This is a genomic window from Pseudomonas sp. Sample_9, assembly GCF_004307535.1.
Taxonomy (GTDB): domain Bacteria; phylum Pseudomonadota; class Gammaproteobacteria; order Pseudomonadales; family Pseudomonadaceae; genus Aquipseudomonas; species Aquipseudomonas mercuritolerans.
In genome coordinates this window covers 1-18,195 of record NZ_RAZO01000220.1, presented here as the reverse complement: position 1 = coordinate 18,195, position 18,195 = coordinate 1, and the positions used below count along the sequence as shown (strand labels likewise).

At 60.5% G+C, this 18,195-nt stretch carries 16 protein-coding genes and 3 tRNA genes; 14 read left to right on the top strand and 5 right to left on the bottom strand.

All coding sequences use genetic code 11. The annotated features are described in order from the left end of the window. Positions 1-213 precede the first annotated feature (213 nt). Positions 214-1,158 carry a 4-hydroxy-3-methylbut-2-enyl diphosphate reductase gene (gene ispH, locus D6877_RS12410; RefSeq protein WP_016773129.1) on the top strand — a complete coding sequence of 315 codons (945 nt, stop codon included), beginning with the start codon at positions 214-216 and terminating at the stop codon, positions 1,156-1,158. Here ispH and D6877_RS12405 read toward each other — a convergent pair. Next, positions 1,115-1,684, bottom strand: a complete 570-nt coding sequence (locus tag D6877_RS12405; RefSeq protein ID WP_130910967.1) for a GspH/FimT family protein — start codon at positions 1,682-1,684, stop codon at positions 1,115-1,117. The genes ispH and D6877_RS12405 overlap by 44 nt on opposite strands. 130 nt (positions 1,685-1,814) lie before the next feature. On the opposite strand from D6877_RS12405, the gene D6877_RS12400 reads away from it, so the two are divergent. Genes D6877_RS12400 through thiO form a run of 7 tightly spaced genes read left to right on the top strand, consistent with a single transcriptional unit; the run spans position 1,815 to position 8,585 of the window. Continuing rightward, positions 1,815-2,288, top strand: a complete 474-nt coding sequence (locus tag D6877_RS12400; RefSeq protein ID WP_130910966.1) for a GspH/FimT family pseudopilin — start codon at positions 1,815-1,817, stop codon at positions 2,286-2,288. Then, positions 2,285-2,734 carry a type IV pilus modification protein PilV gene (pilV, locus tag D6877_RS12395; RefSeq protein ID WP_016773132.1) on the top strand — a complete coding sequence of 150 codons (450 nt, stop codon included), beginning with the start codon at positions 2,285-2,287 and terminating at the stop codon, positions 2,732-2,734. The genes D6877_RS12400 and pilV overlap by 4 nt, the downstream gene beginning before the upstream one ends. Then, a complete protein-coding gene (locus tag D6877_RS12390) occupies positions 2,731-3,444 on the top strand; it encodes a prepilin-type N-terminal cleavage/methylation domain-containing protein (RefSeq protein ID WP_130910965.1) in 714 nt (237 codons plus the stop codon). The genes pilV and D6877_RS12390 overlap by 4 nt, the downstream gene beginning before the upstream one ends. 11 nt (positions 3,445-3,455) lie before the next feature. Next, positions 3,456-3,935, top strand: coding sequence for a PilX N-terminal domain-containing pilus assembly protein (locus D6877_RS12385; protein ID WP_130910964.1), 480 nt, complete (start codon positions 3,456-3,458; stop codon positions 3,933-3,935). Then, positions 3,922-7,011, top strand: coding sequence for a PilC/PilY family type IV pilus protein (locus D6877_RS12380; protein ID WP_130910963.1), 3,090 nt, complete (start codon positions 3,922-3,924; stop codon positions 7,009-7,011). The genes D6877_RS12385 and D6877_RS12380 overlap by 14 nt, the downstream gene beginning before the upstream one ends. Positions 7,012-7,026: 15 nt before the next feature. Further along, a complete protein-coding gene (locus D6877_RS12375; protein ID WP_122706060.1) occupies positions 7,027-7,428 on the top strand; it encodes a type IV pilin protein in 402 nt (133 codons plus the stop codon). Positions 7,429-7,484: 56 nt separating this feature from the next. Continuing rightward, entirely contained in the window at positions 7,485-8,585 is a 1,101-nt protein-coding gene (gene thiO, locus D6877_RS12370) for a glycine oxidase ThiO (RefSeq protein ID WP_130910962.1), read from the top strand. A 92-nt stretch (positions 8,586-8,677) separates the two neighbouring features. Here thiO and D6877_RS12365 read toward each other — a convergent pair whose 3' ends face one another. From D6877_RS12365 to D6877_RS12350, 4 genes are all read right to left on the bottom strand, one after another. After that, a complete protein-coding gene (locus D6877_RS12365) occupies positions 8,678-10,024 on the bottom strand; it encodes a sigma-54 dependent transcriptional regulator (protein WP_130910961.1) in 1,347 nt (448 codons plus the stop codon). Then, on the bottom strand, positions 10,021-11,610 hold the full coding sequence (locus D6877_RS12360; protein ID WP_130910960.1) for an ATP-binding protein: 1,590 nt from the start codon (positions 11,608-11,610) through the stop codon (positions 10,021-10,023). Before D6877_RS12360 ends, D6877_RS12365 begins: the two co-directional genes overlap by 4 nt. Beyond that, positions 11,600-11,833: a PP0621 family protein gene (locus D6877_RS12355; protein WP_016773138.1), complete on the bottom strand. Its 234-nt coding sequence runs from the start codon at positions 11,831-11,833 to the stop codon at positions 11,600-11,602. Before D6877_RS12355 ends, D6877_RS12360 begins: the two co-directional genes overlap by 11 nt. A 126-nt stretch (positions 11,834-11,959) precedes the next feature. Then, the gene (locus D6877_RS12350; RefSeq protein WP_016773139.1) at positions 11,960-12,976 is read right to left on the bottom strand and encodes an outer membrane protein assembly factor BamD; all 1,017 of its coding nucleotides are present in this window, start codon (positions 12,974-12,976) and stop codon (positions 11,960-11,962) included. A gap of 151 nt (positions 12,977-13,127) precedes the next feature. Here D6877_RS12350 and rluD point away from each other — a divergent pair, with 151 nt between their 5' ends. The 6 genes from rluD (at position 13,128) to D6877_RS12320 (ending at position 18,045) form a co-directional block, all read left to right on the top strand. Then, positions 13,128-14,090 carry a 23S rRNA pseudouridine(1911/1915/1917) synthase RluD gene (gene rluD / locus D6877_RS12345; RefSeq protein ID WP_042610487.1) on the top strand — a complete coding sequence of 321 codons (963 nt, stop codon included), beginning with the start codon at positions 13,128-13,130 and terminating at the stop codon, positions 14,088-14,090. Next, positions 14,087-14,809, top strand: coding sequence for a peptidoglycan editing factor PgeF (gene pgeF, locus D6877_RS12340; RefSeq protein WP_130910959.1), 723 nt, complete (start codon positions 14,087-14,089; stop codon positions 14,807-14,809). The genes rluD and pgeF overlap by 4 nt, the downstream gene beginning before the upstream one ends. Positions 14,810-14,940: 131 nt before the next feature. Next, positions 14,941-17,505, top strand: coding sequence for an ATP-dependent chaperone ClpB (clpB, locus tag D6877_RS12335; protein WP_130910958.1), 2,565 nt, complete (start codon positions 14,941-14,943; stop codon positions 17,503-17,505). 297 nt (positions 17,506-17,802) lie between these two features. Next, positions 17,803-17,878, top strand: a tRNA-Asn gene (locus D6877_RS12330). Between the two features lie 9 nt (positions 17,879-17,887). Beyond that, positions 17,888-17,964 (top strand) — tRNA-Pro (locus D6877_RS12325). A 5-nt stretch (positions 17,965-17,969) separates the two neighbouring features. Then, positions 17,970-18,045: transfer RNA gene (locus tag D6877_RS12320), tRNA-Lys, on the top strand. The last annotated feature ends 150 nt before the right edge of the window (positions 18,046-18,195 follow it).

Sequence of the window (18,195 nt, the reverse complement as noted above, 5' to 3'; positions counted from 1 at the left end):
CCCGCTGGCGGGCAAGACGCTGACCTTTGACGTGGAAATCATTTCCGTCAAAGCGCTATAACTGACTGTATAAGGTCAAATGTGGGAGCGAGCCTGCTCGCGAAAGCGGTGTGTCAACCAACAGAAATGTTGCAGGTGATGGCCCCTTCGCGAGCAGGCTCGCTCCCACAGTCTGTTTTCCATTGTTTTCGCGCGCAAGACACGAGGCACAGCATGCAAATCAAACTCGCCAACCCCCGTGGCTTCTGCGCCGGTGTGGACCGGGCGATCGAAATCGTCAACCGCGCCCTGGAAGTCTTCGGGCCGCCGATCTATGTGCGTCACGAAGTGGTGCACAACAAGTTCGTCGTCGAAGACCTGCGCAGCCGTGGCGCGATTTTCGTCGAAGAGCTCGATCAGGTACCCGATGACGTGATCGTCATCTTCAGCGCCCACGGTGTTTCGCAAGCCGTGCGCAACGAAGCCGCCGGTCGTGGCCTGAAGGTTTTCGATGCAACCTGCCCGCTGGTCACCAAGGTGCACATCGAAGTCGCCAAATACAGCCGCGACGGTCGCGAGTGCATCCTGATCGGCCACGCCGGTCACCCGGAAGTCGAAGGCACCATGGGCCAGTACGATGCCAGCAATGGCGGCGCGATCTACCTCGTTGAAGACGAAAAGGACGTGGCCGCATTGCAGGTGCGTGATCCGGAAAGACTCGCCTTCGTCACCCAGACCACGTTGTCGATGGACGATACCAGCCGCGTCATCGATGCCCTGCGCACGCGCTTCCCCGCCATCGGTGGCCCGCGCAAGGACGATATCTGCTACGCCACCCAAAACCGCCAGGACGCCGTCAAGCAACTGGCCGACGAGTGCGACGTGGTGCTGGTGGTGGGCAGCCCGAACAGTTCCAACTCCAACCGTCTGCGTGAACTGGCTGAGCGCATGGCGACCCCGGCGTACCTGATCGACGGTGCCGAGGACCTGCAACAGAGCTGGTTCGACGGCGTCGAGCGCATCGGCATTACCGCTGGCGCCTCGGCGCCGGAAGTGCTGGTCCGGGGCGTGATTCAGCAATTGCAGGCCTGGGGCGCGACTGGTGCCGACGAGCTGGCTGGCCGTGAGGAGAACATCACGTTCTCGATGCCGAAAGAGCTGCGCGTCCGTTCGATCTGACGCTTCTGCCTTTGTCGCACAGCGCCTGTTCAGTCTCCTGACTGCCCAGGCGCACGCGACCGGTCGCCGCCAGCACGATCTGCCGCTGGCTGACCGGTTCGCGCGGCGAGCAGACGTGTATCGTCCCCGCCTGAAATCGCCGCCCCGGCATCAGCGGCTGCCCCAAATGACTGAACCGCACATAGCGGCTCACCCACCAGTTGCCGACAATCGGCACCTTCGCCTCACTGGCGCGTTCAACCAGCAGCGGATTGCTGCTGTCCTCCGGACCCTTGCCGCTTCGATCCAGAATGATCCGCCAACCCTGACTCCAGTCGCCGTCGATGCCATGGATCACCACGCTCTGATTGTGCGTGATCGCCAGTGTGCGAGCGTGGCGGATGCCTTCGAGCAGCGACTGCGCGGCGTGATCGCGTTGAGTCGCTTGCTTGAGCGTGGCGAACGCCGGGCTGACCAGCAGCAGAACAATTGCGCCAATCGCCAGTCCCATAAGCAGTTCAATCAGGCTGAAACCGTGTTGCGGCATGAAAAATCCCTCCGTGGAATGGTATGAGCAGCGCAATCCGTGCGCCGCGCAGGGCAAATCAGTCGGCGCGTGCCGAGCGAATGTTCTAGCGTGTAGAAGCAGGTATAGCCGACGGCAACGGAGGGCACCGATGGATCTTCGTACAAAAGGTTTCACGCTGGTCGAGTTGCTGGTCGCCATTGCGGTGTTCCTAATACTGATCACGCTGGCGGTGCCGGCCTTTACCCGTACGATCCAGAGCAGCAAGGCAGATACCGAAGTCGGCGACTTGCAGCGGGCGATCAATTTCGCCCGCCTCGAGGCGATCAATCGCGGCGTGACCACGCGATTGCGTCCGACCGCTGGCGGCAGTGTCTGGACCGGTGAGCTGGCGGTCTACGACAGCACTGGCAATCCGGCCAATGTGTTGCGGGTTGTTCCAGCGATGAGCAGCGGCGCGATTCTGACACTACCCTCAGGAGTGACCGCACTGGATTTCAACAACCTCGGCGGTCTGGCGGCACCGTCGACGGCGGTGGTCATCGGTTACACGCTGGGCACGCAAAGCAGGACGCTGAACGTGTGTTTGAACGGACGCATTCAACTGGGTGGAAATTGCGGATGAGGGCAGGGAGCAAAAACGCACAGGAGGGCATGACGCTGATCGAAGTGCTGGTCGCGCTGCTGATTCTGACCGTCGGGCTGTTGGGTGCAGCGGCGGTGCAGCTCAATGCGCTGAAGTACACCGACAGTTCGCGGATGACCAGTCAGGCCAGCTTCATCGCCTATGACATGATGGATCGCATCCGCGCCAATTCCGGCGCCAACTACACCGTCACGCCACCGACCTCGGGCAATCTCAGTAATGCGCGGGATCAGGACCTCTACGACTTCACCACCAACATCGCCAACTTCGGCGGCCCGACCGCGACGGGCAGCATCACCCTCAATCAACGGGTCTACACAATCACCATTACCTGGAGCGACGCGCGCGCGGCGAACGCTGCAAGTGCCCAGCGCAGTTTCGTCCTGACCAGCCGGGCGGCGGTCGATCCGGTGGCCACACCATGAAGCGCTGCAACCGTGGTTTCGGCCTGATCGAGTTGCTGATTGCTCTGGCTTTGGGGTTGATCGTCGTACTCGGTGTGGTGCAGATTTTCATCGCCGCAAAAAACACCTACGTCAGCCAGAACAGCGCCGCAGCGATGCAGGAAGATGCGCGCTTCGTCCTCAGCAAAATGATTCAGGAAATCCGTATGGTCGGCATGTTCGGCTGCCTCGGCACCATCGTCGACTCCAGCTCAGCAGGGGATTTCAACACTGCGCAACTCATCCCGATCAACTGGGATAACGCCAGTCTCAAGCTGACCATGGTCACCGCCGATGTCGGCAGCGGCGGGGGCACACCGACCTGGACGGTGATTTCCGATTGCCGCAACAGCGCGGTCGCCTACAGCGGATTGCGCAGCCCGACCACGGGGCAGATCGCGTTCCCGATCCGGCGCCTGATCTACAGCTTCAGCAATAACCAGATTCTCATGGGCACCGGCAGCGGCAATCCGGCGCAGCAAGTGCTGGTGAACAATGTCAGCGCCTTCAACGTCACCTTCGGCCTGGCCAGCTCGGCGACCGACGTCGCAGCCTCAACCTACAGCAGCAACCCTGGCGATCCCGCGCGCATCCGCAGTGTGCGCCTGAGCCTGACCCTCACCGACCCGAACAATCGGGTGCGCAATCAAACCTTCAACGTGGTTGCGGCATTGCGCAATCGCTTGCCATGAGGGAGGCGGCGATGAGGATTTCCTTGCAGCAACGTCAGACCCAGCGCGGCATGGTCTTGTTGGTCAGTCTGGTGTTTCTGCTGCTGCTCACATTGATCGGTTTGTCCTCGATGCAGAGCGCCAACCTGCAAGAGAAAATGGCCGGCAGCGTAAGTCTGCGCAATCAATCATTTCAGGCGGCCGAAGCGGCGTTGCGTGTGGGCGAAAGCGCAGTACAACTGGACAGTTATTCGTTGGCGGTGTGCAGCGGCACGAGCCAATGTCTGCCGCCGGCGGAATCGTTATCGGTCAGCTCGGCAGGTTTCAATTCGACCTCCGGGGTGACCTGGATCGCTGCCGGTAATGGCTTTTATGGCGTGCAGAACATCGGCACGACCCTGACGGCGGTGAACGTGCCGAGTAACACCTCGGCAACCTTGTATCGAGTCACTGCGGTTGGCATCGCCGGCAATTCGCGTAGCGTGGTGGAGAGTGTCTATGCGAAGTATTGAGCACGGCGCCTCGTTGCTGGTCGGCATGCTGCTGAGTTTCTATCTGGCGGCGCCGGCCTGGGCCTTCACGCCGTCTGATTCGCCATTGCTGAGCGCGGCAGCGGTGGCGCCGAACGTGATGCTGCTGATCGATGATTCCGGCAGTATGAACAGCATCATCTACGCCGCCGGATTCGACCCGAACGTCAACCGCACTCCCGCTAGACAGTGCAATGCCTTCCTCGGATTGTGCTCTGCACTCAATGCGCCGCAGATTACCGGCGACTTGGTGTTTCTATCGAGCCTGCCGACTTCCGGTTGCTCGGGAGGCGCCTATGCGTTCTACAACAACAGCGTGGCGCCGTTGTGCCTCAAGCTCCCCGACCCCGTAGGCAATGAGAACACCCGTTATTCCGCCGATTACATTTCCTACATAGTCAGCCTCGCCATCAGCAACGGCACCCGCGATTTCACCACGGGGGCGATCCCCAACGATTACCGGATGAACGTCGCGCGCAACGTTTCCACCGCACTGGTGAGCAGCAACCGCACCTTGCGCATGGGCCTGTCGACGTTCAATCCGGCCACCAGCACCAACCCGGGCAATGGCGGCTTCATTGCCCGCTCGATCACCGACCTGTCGCCGGTGACCGGCAGCGTGACCCAAGCCCAGGCGGACACGAACTACAACGCGCTGATTTCATCGATCAATGGCTTGAATGCCGTGGCCAATACGCCGTTAGCCGAGAGCTATTACGAGGTCACTCGCTATATGCGTGGCCTGGCGCCTTACTACAACGGCACGCCGGCGACTTATACCAGCCCGATTCAATATCGCTGCCAGAAAAACTACGGCGTGGTGATTACCGATGGCTTGCCGACCTATGACCGTACCTTCCCGACCAACGATCCGCTAGGAGGCAGTCGCTTACCGAACTGGGATGGCGTGAATAACGATGGCGACAACCTCAACGGTGACGGCGAAGGTGACACGCTGTATCTGGATGACATTGCCAAATTCGCCTTCGACATCGACATGCGCTCGACCGGCACCGACGCCGCCGGCAAAAGCTGGAACGCAGTGGATTTTCCCAGGCAGTACATGAACACCTATACGGTTGGCTTCGCTGCGGATAATGACATGTTGTCCGACGCCGCCAGTTACGGGCAGGGCAGGTATTACCAGGCGACCGACAGCTCCGGGCTCAATGCGGCGTTATCGTCAGCACTGAGCGATATCACTTCCAAGGCCGGCTCCGGTGGTGCCGGCGTCGCCAGCAGCAGCACCTTGACCAGTGGCAGCAGTTTTTACCAGACCACTTACGATCCCAAGGATTGGCGCGGCACGATCAGGTCGTTCGGCTTTACCTCGACAGGCACGGTGAATACCTCGGCGGCGCAATGGTCGACCGACACCACTATCGTGCCCTCTGCCACCGCGCCGACTTTTCAGTCATGGAACACGTTGAGCAATACGCCAATTGCCCTGGCACTCCTCAACTTTTCCCCGACACAGCAGACTACGCTGAATCAGGGATTGCCTACCGGAATCAACGGCAATGATCTGGTGGAGTGGAGCAAGGGGACCAACAAGGCCGGGCTCAAAGTGCGCACTGCGCTGCTCGGCGACATCATCAATTCGCCGCTGGTACTCGCGTCGCCTTCGGACAAGACCGCATCCGATCTGACGGGTGACAGCAGTTACACCAACTACCTGACCACCAAGGCTGCGAACATGAATACCAGCCTGGTGGTGAACGCCAACGACGGTTTCGTCAACGTGATCAATTCGGCGAACGGCACTCGCCGTTATGCCTACATGCCCTCCAGCGTGCTGCCTTCCTTGCGTCTGATCGCGGACACCAACTACGTCAACGGCGTCAGCCACAAGTTTCTCGTGGACGGCCAGGTCGGCGTGTTCGATGCGCAGGCCGGCACTACCTGGAAAACCCTGGCCATTGGCGGAACGGGGGCGGGTGGCAAAACCTTCTATGGGTTGCAGTTGTTCGATGCCTCCGCAGGTAACGTGATCAAGGCACAGTGGGAAGTCAGTGCGCCGGCCACGGCCAATGCGTCGAATGCTTTCAATGATCTGGGTTACGCCTACGCCCGTCCGGAAGTGGCACGCTTGGCCAATGGTCGCTGGGCGACATTCATCGCCAATGGTTACGGCAGCAATTCGGGGGTTGCGGCTTTGTATGTACTGGATGCAATGGATGGTTCGCTGATCAGGAAAATCGTCATCGACAGCACGGAAACCAGCAACGGTCTGTCTTCGGTAAAACTCAGGGTCAATTCCTCGAACGTGGTGCAGGCTGCCTACGCTGGTGACCTGAAGGGGCGTATGTGGAAATTCGACTTGAGCGCACCCGGGGCAGAAAGCTGGGGCGTGGCGTTTGCCGGCAAGCCTTTGTTTACAGCCCCGGGTGGGACAACGCAGCCGATTACTGCGCAACCGCTGCTGGCGGATAATCCGCAGGGCGGCAAGCAAGTGTTCTTTGGCACCGGCAAGTTCAACGAGACTGCCGACAAGAGCAACAAGGATATGCAGGCGTTCTATTCGATCTGGGATGCAGAGGGTGGTGCCGGCCAAATCACCGTCAGCAGTTTGCAGGCGCAGGCGATAACCGGTTCGTTCTCCGGCAGTTCCGGGCAGTTCCTGACCACCAGCCAGAATGAAACGACGTATCCGGCAGAGAAAGGCTGGTATCTGCCGCTGGTGTATAACAACGTGCTGACCGGCGAGCGAGTGATCAACCAGGCCAGCATCGTGCTGGGGCGAGTCGTTTTTACCACCGCAAGCGTCGATACCACCGACCCGTGTTCGAGCTTTGGTACGGGCCGACTGGTCGAACTCGATGCGTTCAACGGTAAGATGCTCAACTACGCCGTGATCGACACCACCGGCGACCGTTTGGTCGACAGCAACGATACGATATCCAGCGGCGTGATTTTTACCGGCGGCATTCCGACCCTGAACTTCATCTCCGCTAACGGCGAGCGCAAGGGCACGACTGACACCAGCGGCGCGGTCACGGTCATTGTGGAAAAGGGTGGCGGCGGCAGCCGTCGTATCATGTGGCGACAAATCCAGTAAGCGAGAATTTGAGGCATGCGCAGATCCAGCCGAGGCTTTACCCTGATCGAGATCATGATCGTCATCGCGATTATCGGGATCATCCTCACCATCAGCATTCCCAGCTACAACGAATACGTGAAGAAGGGCCGTCGCGCCGAAGTAGTCTCGCTGCTCTCGGAGCAGGCGCAGACCCTCGAACGCTTCTATACCCGCAACAATGTCTACACCGGCGTCACCGGGCTGAGCACGGGCAATGATTTCTACACCATCACCCCGACGCTGACCGACCAGACCTTTGTGCTGACTGCGGTGCGTAAAACCGGCTCGGCCATGGCGACCGACAAGTGCGGGGATTTCACCCTGACCAACACCGGCGTGCGAAGCATGAACAACGCGACCACCGGAGTGACCGCCAAGGATTGCTGGGGCCGCTGACGCATTCTTTTTCGGGCGCCTTTTGCGCCCACTGTCTTTTTACGGTTGGATCAAACATGACCAGGCAACAGCAAGTAGTGATTGTCGGTGGCGGGGTGATTGGCCTGCTCACTGCCTACAATCTTGCCTCCGAAGTGCGCAGCTTAGTGCTGCTGGATCGCTCGAATGTCGGCCAGGAGTCATCCTGGGCTGGCGGCGGCATCGTTTCGCCGTTGTACCCGTGGCGCTACAGTCCGGCAGTCACCGCGCTGGCGCATTGGTCGCAGGATTTTTATCCACAGCTCGGCGAGCGCTTGTTTGCCGACACGGGGGTTGATCCTGAGGTGCACACCACAGGTCTTTATTGGCTCGATCTGGACGATGAGGCCGAAGCGCTGGCCTGGGCCGAGCGGGAAAACCGGCCGCTACGGGCTGTGGATATCTCGGCGGCACATGACGCGGTGCCGGTGCTGGGCAGCGGTTTCAGCCGAGCGATCTACATGGCCGATGTCGCCAACGTGCGCAATCCACGGCTGGTCAAATCGCTGAAAGCCGCGCTGCTGGCGCTGCCGAACGTGACGATTCATGAGCAATGCGAAGTCAGTGGTTTCGTCCGCGAGGGCGAGCGCGTGGTCGGCGTGCAGACTCCGACGGGCGTGATCAACGGCGACCAGATTGTGCTGACAGCGGGGGCGTGGAGCGGTGATCTGCTCAAGACGCTGAACCTGTCGCTGCCGGTCGAGCCGGTCAAAGGCCAGATGATTCTCTACAAGTGCGCGGCTGATTTCCTGCCGAGCATGGTGCTGGCCAAGGGGCGTTATGCGATCCCGCGTCGCGACGGTCACATTCTGATCGGCAGCACGCTGGAGCACGAAGGTTACGACAAGACCCCGACCGATGTAGCGCTGCAAAGCCTCAAGGCCTCGGCGATCGAATTGTTGCCGGCGCTGGCGGATGCCGAAGTGGTCGGACACTGGGCGGGGCTGCGGCCGGGGTCGCCGGAAGGCATTCCGTTTATTGGCCGGGTGCCCGGGTTCGAGGGGTTGTGGCTGAACTGCGGGCATTACCGCAACGGGCTGGTGCTGGCGCCGGCATCGTGTCAGTTGTTTGCTGACGTGATGCTGGGGCGGGCGCCGATTATTGATCCGGCGCCGTATGCCCCTGAGGGCCGTATTTAGTCAGAGGCTGGTAGACCGCCTTCGCGAGCAGGCTCGCTCCCACAGGAATACTCATTCCAAATGTGGGAGCGAGCCTGCTCGCGAAGGGGCCTTTAATCCAGGCCCAACTTCTTCAGTCGATAGCGCATCGACCTGAACGAAAGACTCAACCGCTGCGCCGCCGCCGTGCGGTTCCAGCGGGTTTCCTCCAATGCCTGCAAAATCAGTTTGCGCTCGACGCTCTCCAGATAATCCTCGAGGTTGTCGATCTGCGTCAGATCGGCCGTCGCCCCGTCCGCCGTGCAATTGCCTTCGCTCAAGCGCAGATCCTGCGCCTCGATCGTGCGGTTTTCACACAGGGTGTGCGCGCGTTCGAGGACGTTCTCCAGTTCGCGCACATTGCCGGGAAAGCGATAGTTCTTCAGCGCCTCCAGCGCCTGCGGGTGCAGGCGTGCTTCGGGATGTCCGGTGTCTTTGGCCAGGCGCTTGAGCACGTGCATGGCAAGCGCCTCGATGTCGTCGCGGCGTTCGCGCAGGGACGGTACGCGCAGTTCGATGACGTTGAGCCGGTAATACAGATCCTGGCGGAAACGCTCGGCTGAAACTTCGGCTTCAAGGTCTTTGTGGGTGGCGCAAAGGATGCGCACATCCACCACCGTTTCCTGCTGGCCGCCGACGCTGCGCACGGCTTTTTCCTGAATCGCCCGCAGCAGCTTCACCTGCATCGACAGTGGCAGGTCGGCGACTTCATCGAGAAACAGGGTGCCGCCATGGGCCGCTTGAAACAGCCCCGGCTTGTCTTCGACGGCTCCAGTGAAACTGCCTTTGCGGTGGCCGAAAAATTCGCTTTCCATCAGCTCTGACGGAATCGCCCCGCAGTTCACCGGCACAAACGGCTGGCTGGCGCGCGGACCTTGTTCGTGGATCAGGCGTGCGACCAGTTCTTTGCCGCTGCCGGATTCACCACTGATGTACACCGGCGCCTGACTGCGTGCGAGCTTGTCGATCTGCCTGCGCAGATTGGCCATCGGCGGCGAGTCGCCCAGCAAGCGTCGCTCGATTGCCGTGCTCAAGCCGCCCGCTGTCGGCATTCGCAGCGCCGAGCTGACCAGTTCGCGCAAGCGCGGCAGTTCCACCGGTTTGGTGAGGAAGTCGAACGCGCCGGCCTTCAGCGCATTGATTGCAGTTTCCAGGCTGCCGTACGCAGTGATCATCGCCACCGGCAAGTGTGGGGCGCGTTGCTGAATGTGTTGCACAAGCTCCAGCCCGGTGCCGTCGGGCAGGCGCATGTCGGTCAGGCACAGGTCAAAGTGCTCGCGCTGCAACAGCGCCTGAGCTTCGCCCAGATTGCGTGCGCTGAAGGTCTCGAGTTTCATCCGTCCCAGGGTGATTTCCAGGAGCTCGCGGATATCCGGTTCGTCGTCGACGATTAGAATTTTTTGCCGTGGGCTTGTATTCAACTTTGTTTCCGTCCGTGAGCAAAAGTGATGCGAAAGCAGCCGCCGCCTTGGCGTGATTTGAAGTCTAGGCGTGCCTGGTTGCTTTCGCACAGCTCACGGGACAGATAAAGGCCAAGACCGGTGCCCTGGCTGCTGGTAGTGAAAAACGGCTCAAACAGATGCGCCTGTTCCTCGGCCGACACGCCGGGGCCGTTGTCCTGCACTTCGAGCACTGCCAATTGGCTTTCGGGGTCGACAAACAGTGCCAGCCAGACGTCGGCCTGCTCGTGCAGTTGCGCACTGTGACGCCAGGCGTTGCGTATCAAATTGTCGAGAATCTGCCGCAATTGGTTGGGGTCCATCAGCGTGGTGAAATCGCCGGAATTGATCCGCAGATGAATGTGCTGGCGCTCATTGGCCTGCTCGCGGATTTCGCCGACGAAGTCTTCCAGCCACGGCTTGAGGTCCAGCCGTTGCGGCGCGCTTTGCTGGCGGCGGGACAGTTGCAGGACGTTTTCGATGACTCGGTTCATGCGCTGGGAGTGGTCTTGAATAATCTGCGTCAGACGCCGATCTGCGCTATCGAGTTCCTCGGACTCGGCCAACAGCTGCGCGGCATGACTGATCGCGCCCAGTGGATTGCGAATTTCATGGGAGATGCCGGCGGTCAAACGCCCGAGCGCAGCGAGCTTGAGTTGCTGCGCCTGTTGGGTGATTTGCGCCAGGTCTTCGAGAAACACCAGCGTCTGCTGGTTCGGGCTCTGCTCAAGGGCGATGAAACTGGGCTGCAGCTCAAGGCCATTGCCGGGGATTTTCAGGCTCTGCGGGCGCAAGGTCGGGTTGTTGCGCCACAGTTGCAGACGCTCGACCAGTGCTGGCGAATATTCGTCGATCAAATGACCTTGCAGGTGACTGTGGCCGAGCAGACTCTGCGCGCTGTGATTGGCCAGTTGCACCCGACGTTGCTCGTCGAGCACCAGAATCCCCGTGCGCATGCGTTGCAGGATCAACGCGTTCAGCGCCTCCAGGCTGACCACTTCGCTGGCGCGCTGTTCGGCCAGGGTCTCGCTGACTTCGAGGCGGCGGATCAACCCTTGCACCAGCAGCGAGGCGGCAAAGCACAGCGCACCGAGGGTGCCGGCTTGCAAGTAGGCGTTGGCGCTCAAGGGGCGGCTGAGCCCCAGCAGAAAGCTCAGGCCGACAATGCCGATCGCCGCAATGGCGGCAATCAGCAGGCCGATGCGTCGGCGCAGCAGGGTGTTGCTGATCGCCACCGAGACCACCAGCAAATTGCCCAGCGCACTGGCCACGCCGCCGGCCGCGTAGAACAGGCCGCACAACAGCAGCACATCGACAAGCGCCAGGGAGAACAACTGCGCCGGGCGCCGGGTGTTTTCGAGGAACACCACCAGCAGCATGTTGATGATCAGGTACAGCCAGCTGCCGCCGCGCAGCAGATCGTCGTTGGCCGACGTCAGCAGGCGGTTGTCCATGTTGCTGGAGATCAGCAGCACCAGAGTGATGCCAACACTTAAACGGTACAGGTGATAAAGGCGCAGCAGACGCTGCGCCTGTTTCTGGTCGGCGTTGGCGGCCTCAGCGACCACTGGCGCCCGGGCCTTGCTCGAGATGAGCCTGGCTGCAATACCACAGTTGCTGGTTGCCCAGCGCGCGGTCGCGGGGCAGGTGCACACCGCAGTGGGCGCAGCGCACCATCGGCGGCGCGTCCTGTTCGCGCGGCGATCGGGTGGACGAGGCGGGGGCCTTGAATTTGCGCCAGAGCCAGATGGCGGCGAAGATCAGGGCAATCCAGAACAATAAACGAAGCATGATGAGCGGCTTTTCGACTGATGATCCGGCAGTTTAGCCAAGGACCCGATCAGCGCACAGCCTATTAAAGCGCGGCAATAAAAAAGGGAGATCCGCAGATCTCCCTTTTTCGTACAGCCGGTGTGCTCAGTCGAACACGCCGAAGGTCATGTAGCTGAACCACGAGCGATCGGTGTCGCTGGATTCCGGCTCTGGCTCTTCGATCACGTCGCCGTTCTCGTCCTTAGGCTTGAGCTCGTTCGGGATTGCATCTTTCGCGTCCTGGAACTGCTTCTGCACGTCCTGGTTGGCGCGGGTTTCGCCCGGCGGCAGCGGTGGACGCGATTCGATCAGGCCCAGAGTCGCCTTGCTCAGGAACGAACGGTTGTCGGCCTCGGCTACGCGTGGCACGAACTGGCCATCCTGCAGGCTCGGGTGATCCGGGTAGTTGAGCTTCAGGGTTTCCAGGCTGGTGGCCGCCAGATCGTCGAGATGCAGACGCTGGTAAGCCTCGGTCATCACCGCCAGGCCGTCGCCGACCGATGGGGTTTCCTGGAAGTTTTCCACGACATACTTGCCACGGTTGGCAGCTGCTACGTAAGCCTGACGGGTCAGGTAGTAGTCAGCGACGTGGATCTCGTAGGCCGCCAGCAGGTTGCGCAGGTAGATCATGCGCTGCTTGGCGTCCGGCGCGTAGCGGCTGTTCGGGTAGCGGCTGGTCAGCTGCGCGAACTCGTTGTACGAGTCGCGGGCGGCGCCCGGGTCACGCTTGGTCATGTCCAGCGGCAGGAAGCGCGCCAGCAGACCGACGTCCTGGTCGAACGAGGTCAGACCCTTGAGGTAGTACGCGTAATCCACGTTCGGATGCTGCGGATGCAAACGAATGAAACGCTCGGCGGCAGACTTTGCAGCTTCCGGCTCGGCGTTCTTGTAGTTGGCGTAGATCAACTCCAGCTGAGCCTGATCGGCGTAGCGACCGAACGGATAACGCGACTCCAGAGCCTTCAGCTTGGCTGTGGCGCTGGTGTAGCTGTTGTTGTCCAGATCAGTCTGAGCCTGCTGATACAGCTCGGCTTCGCTGAGGTTTTCGTCTACGACTTCCTTCGATGAGCAAGCAGCGGTCAATGCGAGGATGGCGATCAGCAGCAGGTGTTTCACTTGCATGGCGGCTTGCGTCCCTATGACGGCCGCTGTCTTGGGCGGGGCCGTCCTGTTATGATGAGCGCCCCGTTGAAAAGCCTCGGGGCAAAAGACGCCGTATTTAACCACAAGCGCGCAGCCGAAACCAAAGGCTGTGCCGACGCCCAGTCCGAGCATGTCCGATAAAATTGAACTTCGCGCAGAGGTGCCGTCCGAATTGGGCGGCCAACGCCTCGATCAAGTCGCCGCCCAACTCTTCGCTGAGCACTCACGCTCGCGCCTTTCCGCCTGGATCAAAGAAGGTCGCCTGACTGTGGACGGGGCGGTGATCCGCCCGCGCGACATTGTGCATGGCGGTGCCATCCTTGAGCTGACTGCCGAGCAGGAAGCCCAGGGCGAATGGATCGCCCAGGACATCGAGCTCGACATCGTCTATGAAGACGACGACATCCTGGTGATCAACAAGCCTGCGGGCCTGGTGGTGCACCCGGCTGCCGGCCATGCCGATGGCACCCTGCTCAACGCTTTGTTGCACCATGTGCCGGACATCATCAATGTCCCGCGCGCCGGTATCGTGCATCGTCTGGACAAGGACACCACCGGTCTGATGGTGGTGGCCAAGACCATTCAGGCGCAGACCAAGCTGGTCGCACAATTGCAGAGCCGCAGCGTCAGCCGTATCTACGAGTGCATCGTCATTGGCGTGGTCACCGCCGGTGGCAAGATCAATGCGCCGATCGGTCGTCACGGCCAGCAACGCCAGCGCATGGCAGTGATGGAAGGCGGCAAGCCTGCCGTCAGCCATTACCGCGTGCTCGAGCGTTTCCGTTCCCACACTCATGTGCGGGTGAAGCTGGAAACCGGTCGGACCCACCAGATCCGCGTGCACATGGCGCACATCAACTTCCCGTTGGTCGGCGATCCGGCGTACGGCGGGCGCTTCCGCATTCCGCCAGCGGCCAACCCGACCATGGTTGAATCGCTCAAGCACTTCCCGCGTCAGGCCCTGCACGCGCGCTTCCTGGAACTCGATCATCCGACGAGCGGTGAGCGCATGAGCTGGGAATCGCCGCTGCCGGAGGATTTCGTCTGGCTGCTGACCCTGCTCAAGCAGGATCGCGAGGCCTTCGTCGGATGAACTGGCTGACGCCGGACTGGCCTGCGCCGGCCAGCGTCAGGGCCTGTGTCACCACCCGCGAGGGTGGTGTCAGCGAGGCGCCGTTCGACAGCCTGAATCTGGGTGATCACGTCGATGATCGTCCTGAAGCCGTCGCCGAGAACCGTCGGCGTCTGACCGATCACTTCTCCATACAGCCTGCCTGGTTGCAGCAAGTGCACGGGATCACCGTTGCCCATGCTGATCCGGGCATCGTTGCGACTGCAGATGCCAGTTGGACCGCAACGCCGGGTATTGCCTGCGCGGCGATGACGGCGGATTGCCTGCCGGCGTTGTTCTGCAATCGTGCTGGCACCCGTGTAGCGGCGGCCCATGCCGGTTGGCGTGGTCTGGCGGCGGGTGTGCTTGAAGCCACGCTCGACAGCCTCGATGTTGCACCTGAAGACGTGCTGGTCTGGCTCGGTCCGGCGATTGGTCCGCAAGCATTTGAAGTCGGCGCGGAAGTACTCGAAGTCTTCGTCAAACAGTTGCCGGAAGCGGCGACAGCCTTCGTGCCGAGCCACAATCCCGGCAAGTTCATGGCCGACATCTATCACCTCGCGCGCCTGCGTCTGGCTGAACGCGGTGTTACCGCTGTTTATGGTGGCGGTTTCTGCACCGTGACCGATCCGCGCTTCTTCTCCTATCGCCGTGCGTCGCGCACTGGGCGCTTCGCCTCTCTCGTTTGGATCACCCGCTAGACTTGCCTGACCTGTATCAACTCTCCGACGCTTGAATCTTGCAGAATCGACCGCATCTATAGCGGTATCTGGCAGGTTTCTTTATTCAGGATGGTTTCTTAGGTCCGGCCTGCTCAAAAGGAAGGTGACCCATGCGTATTGACCGTTTAACCAGTAAATTACAGTTGGCCCTGTCCGACGCCCAGTCGTTGGCGGTTGGCCACGATCATCCGGCCATCGAGCCGGCGCACTTGATGCAGGCCATGCTTGAACAGCAGGGCGGTTCGATCAAGCCGCTGCTGATGCAGGTAGGCTTCGACGTCAACAGCTTGCGTAAAGAGCTGACCAAAGAGCTCGACCAATTACCGAAAATCCAGAACCCGACCGGCGACGTCAACATGTCGCAGGATCTGGCGCGCCTGCTCAATCAGGCCGACCGTCTGGCTCAGCAGAAGGGCGACCAGTTCATCTCCAGCGAACTGGTGTTGCTCGCCGCGATGGACGAGAACAGCAAGCTCGGCAAGTTGCTGCTCGGCCAGGGTGTGAGCAAAAAAGCCCTGGAAAACGCGATCAACAACCTGCGTGGTGGCGAAGCGGTAAATGACGCCAACCACGAAGAGTCGCGGCAGGCCTTGGACAAATACACCGTCGACCTGACCAAGCGCGCCGAAGACGGCAAGCTTGATCCGGTGATCGGCCGTGACGACGAGATCCGCCGCACCATTCAGGTTCTGCAACGCCGCACCAAGAACAACCCGGTGCTGATCGGTGAGCCTGGCGTGGGTAAAACCGCGATCGCCGAAGGGCTGGCGCAGCGCATCATCAACGGCGAAGTGCCGGACGGCCTTAAAGGCAAGCGCCTGCTGTCGCTGGACATGGGCGCGCTGATCGCCGGCGCCAAGTATCGCGGCGAGTTCGAAGAGCGCCTGAAAGGCTTGCTCAACGAGCTGTCGAAGCAGGAAGGGCAGATCATTCTGTTCATCGACGAACTGCACACCATGGTCGGCGCCGGTAAGGGCGAAGGCTCGATGGACGCCGGCAACATGCTCAAGCCTGCGCTGGCTCGCGGCGAGTTGCACTGCGTCGGCGCGACCACGCTCAACGAGTATCGCCAATATATAGAGAAGGACGCGGCGCTCGAGCGGCGTTTCCAGAAAGTCCTGGTGGACGAGCCGAGCGAAGAAGACACCATCGCGATTCTGCGTGGCCTTAAAGAGCGTTACGAGGTTCACCACAAGGTGGCGATCACCGACGGCGCGATCATTGCCGCGGCGAAACTCAGCCATCGCTACATCACGGATCGGCAGTTGCCGGACAAGGCCATCGACTTGATCGATGAGGCCGCCAGCCGTATCCGCATGGAGATCGACTCCAAGCCGGAAGTGCTCGATCGTCTGGAGCGGCGCCTGATTCAGTTGAAAGTGGAATCCCAGGCGCTGAAGAAAGAAAGCGACGACGCAGCGAAGAAACGCCTGGAAAAACTCCAGGAAGAAATCGAGCGTCACGAGCGTGAGTACTCGGATCTGGAAGAAATCTGGAACTCGGAAAAAGCCGAGGTGCAGGGTTCTGCGCAGATCCAGCAGAAGATCGAACAGTCGCGCCAGGAACTGGAAGCCGCACGCCGCAAAGGCGACCTGAATCGCATGGCCGAGTTGCAGTACGGGGTGATCCCCGATCTGGAGCGCAGCCTGCAAATGGTCGACCAGCACGGCAAGAGCGAAAACCAGTTGCTGCGCAGTAAGGTGACTGAAGAAGAGATTGCCGAAGTCGTGTCGAAGTGGACCGGCATCCCGGTGTCGAAAATGCTCGAAGGCGAGCGCGACAAGCTGATGAAGATGGAGAGCCTGTTGCACAAACGGGTGATCGGTCAGGAAGAAGCGGTCGTGGCTGTGGCCAACGCCGTGCGGCGTTCCCGCGCCGGGTTGTCCGACCCGAATCGGCCGAGCGGCTCGTTCATGTTCCTCGGCCCGACCGGTGTCGGTAAAACCGAGCTGTGCAAGGCGCTGGCCGAATTCCTTTTCGATACTGAAGAGGCGATGGTGCGGATCGACATGTCCGAGTTCATGGAGAAACATTCCGTGGCTCGCCTGATCGGTGCGCCACCAGGCTACGTCGGCTACGAAGAGGGCGGCTACCTGACCGAAGCGGTGCGTCGCAAGCCGTACTCGGTGATCCTCATGGACGAAGTCGAGAAGGCGCACCCGGATGTGTTCAACATCCTTCTGCAAGTGCTTGAGGATGGCCGGCTGACCGACAGTCACGGGCGTACGGTGGACTTCCGCAACACGGTAATCGTGATGACGTCCAACCTCGGGTCGATGCAGATCCAGGAACTGGTCGGTGATCGTGAAGCGCAGCGGGCCGCCGTGATGGACGCGCTGACGTCGCACTTCCGTCCGGAGTTCATCAACCGGGTCGACGAGGTGGTGATCTTCGAGCCGCTGGCGCGGGAGCAGATCGCCGGGATTACCGAGATCCAGTTGGGTCGTCTGCGCAGCCGTCTGGCCGAGCGCGAGCTGAAGCTGGAACTGAGCCCTGAGGCGATGGACAAGCTGATCGCCGTCGGTTACGACCCGGTGTATGGCGCACGTCCTTTGAAACGGGCGATCCAGCGCTGGATCGAAAACCCGCTGGCGCAGTTGATCCTGTCGGGTCATTTCATGCCGGGCGACACCGCCACCGGCAAGGTCGAGAACGACGAAATCGTTTTCGGCTAAGCCTCAGCGGCAATGAAACCGGGAAGGCCTCGCATTGCGAGGCCTTTTTTTCGCCAGGCTGTTGAACTCAAAGGAAAAGGCTTGTAAAGTGCGCCCCGCAGTCAGTCACCGGCAGCGTTTCAACCCACCGGGTTGGAATCTGAAATAAGTTGCAAATCATTAACTTGAAAGCAATTTAGGGGGTTGACAGAGGTGTTCTAGGTTGTAGAATAGCGCGCCTCAGACACACGAACGCAGCGATGCGAACGGGTGGCGAGATGCAACAAAGCTTCACCGTTGTAAATTGAAATATGTAGTTCCGTGATAGCTCAGTCGGTAGAGCAAATGACTGTTAATCATTGGGTCCCAGGTTCGAGTCCTGGTCACGGAGCCAATTTCAAACCGGGGTATAGCGCAGTCCGGTAGCGCGCCTGCTTTGGGAGCAGGATGTCAGGAGTTCGAATCCCCTTACCCCGACCATATTTGGGTCGTTAGCTCAGTTGGTAGAGCAGTTGGCTTTTAACCAATTGGTCGTAGGTTCGAATCCCACACGACCCACCATTTTTGAAACCAGTTTGCGCTGGGATCGAATCTTAAGATCAGAGGCCAAAAGCGCTGATCGAAGAAGGCGATCTTTGAAAGGTCGCCTTTTTTTTACCGGGGTATAGCGCAGTCCGGTAGCGCGCCTGCTTTGGGAGCAGGATGTCAGGA

Bases quoted from the DNA above. Each gene is read 5' to 3' on its own strand.
- thiO (WP_130910962.1), top strand. From the start codon at position 7,485: ATGACCAGGCAACAGCAAGTAGTGATTGTCGGTGGCGGGGTGATTGGC.
- pgeF (WP_130910959.1), top strand. From the start codon at position 14,087: ATGAACTGGCTGACGCCGGACTGGCCTGCGCCGGCCAGCGTCAGGGCC.
- D6877_RS12405 (WP_130910967.1), bottom strand. From the start codon at position 1,684: ATGCCGCAACACGGTTTCAGCCTGATTGAACTGCTTATGGGACTGGCG.
- D6877_RS12380 (WP_130910963.1), top strand. From the start codon at position 3,922: ATGCGAAGTATTGAGCACGGCGCCTCGTTGCTGGTCGGCATGCTGCTG.
- clpB (WP_130910958.1), top strand. From the start codon at position 14,941: ATGCGTATTGACCGTTTAACCAGTAAATTACAGTTGGCCCTGTCCGAC.
- D6877_RS12385 (WP_130910964.1), top strand. From the start codon at position 3,456: ATGAGGATTTCCTTGCAGCAACGTCAGACCCAGCGCGGCATGGTCTTG.
- pilV (WP_016773132.1), top strand. From the start codon at position 2,285: ATGAGGGCAGGGAGCAAAAACGCACAGGAGGGCATGACGCTGATCGAA.
- ispH (WP_016773129.1), top strand. From the start codon at position 214: ATGCAAATCAAACTCGCCAACCCCCGTGGCTTCTGCGCCGGTGTGGAC.
- D6877_RS12400 (WP_130910966.1), top strand. From the start codon at position 1,815: ATGGATCTTCGTACAAAAGGTTTCACGCTGGTCGAGTTGCTGGTCGCC.
- rluD (WP_042610487.1), top strand. From the start codon at position 13,128: ATGTCCGATAAAATTGAACTTCGCGCAGAGGTGCCGTCCGAATTGGGC.
- D6877_RS12355 (WP_016773138.1), bottom strand. From the start codon at position 11,833: ATGCTTCGTTTATTGTTCTGGATTGCCCTGATCTTCGCCGCCATCTGG.
- D6877_RS12350 (WP_016773139.1), bottom strand. From the start codon at position 12,976: ATGCAAGTGAAACACCTGCTGCTGATCGCCATCCTCGCATTGACCGCT.
- D6877_RS12375 (WP_122706060.1), top strand. From the start codon at position 7,027: ATGCGCAGATCCAGCCGAGGCTTTACCCTGATCGAGATCATGATCGTC.
- D6877_RS12390 (WP_130910965.1), top strand. From the start codon at position 2,731: ATGAAGCGCTGCAACCGTGGTTTCGGCCTGATCGAGTTGCTGATTGCT.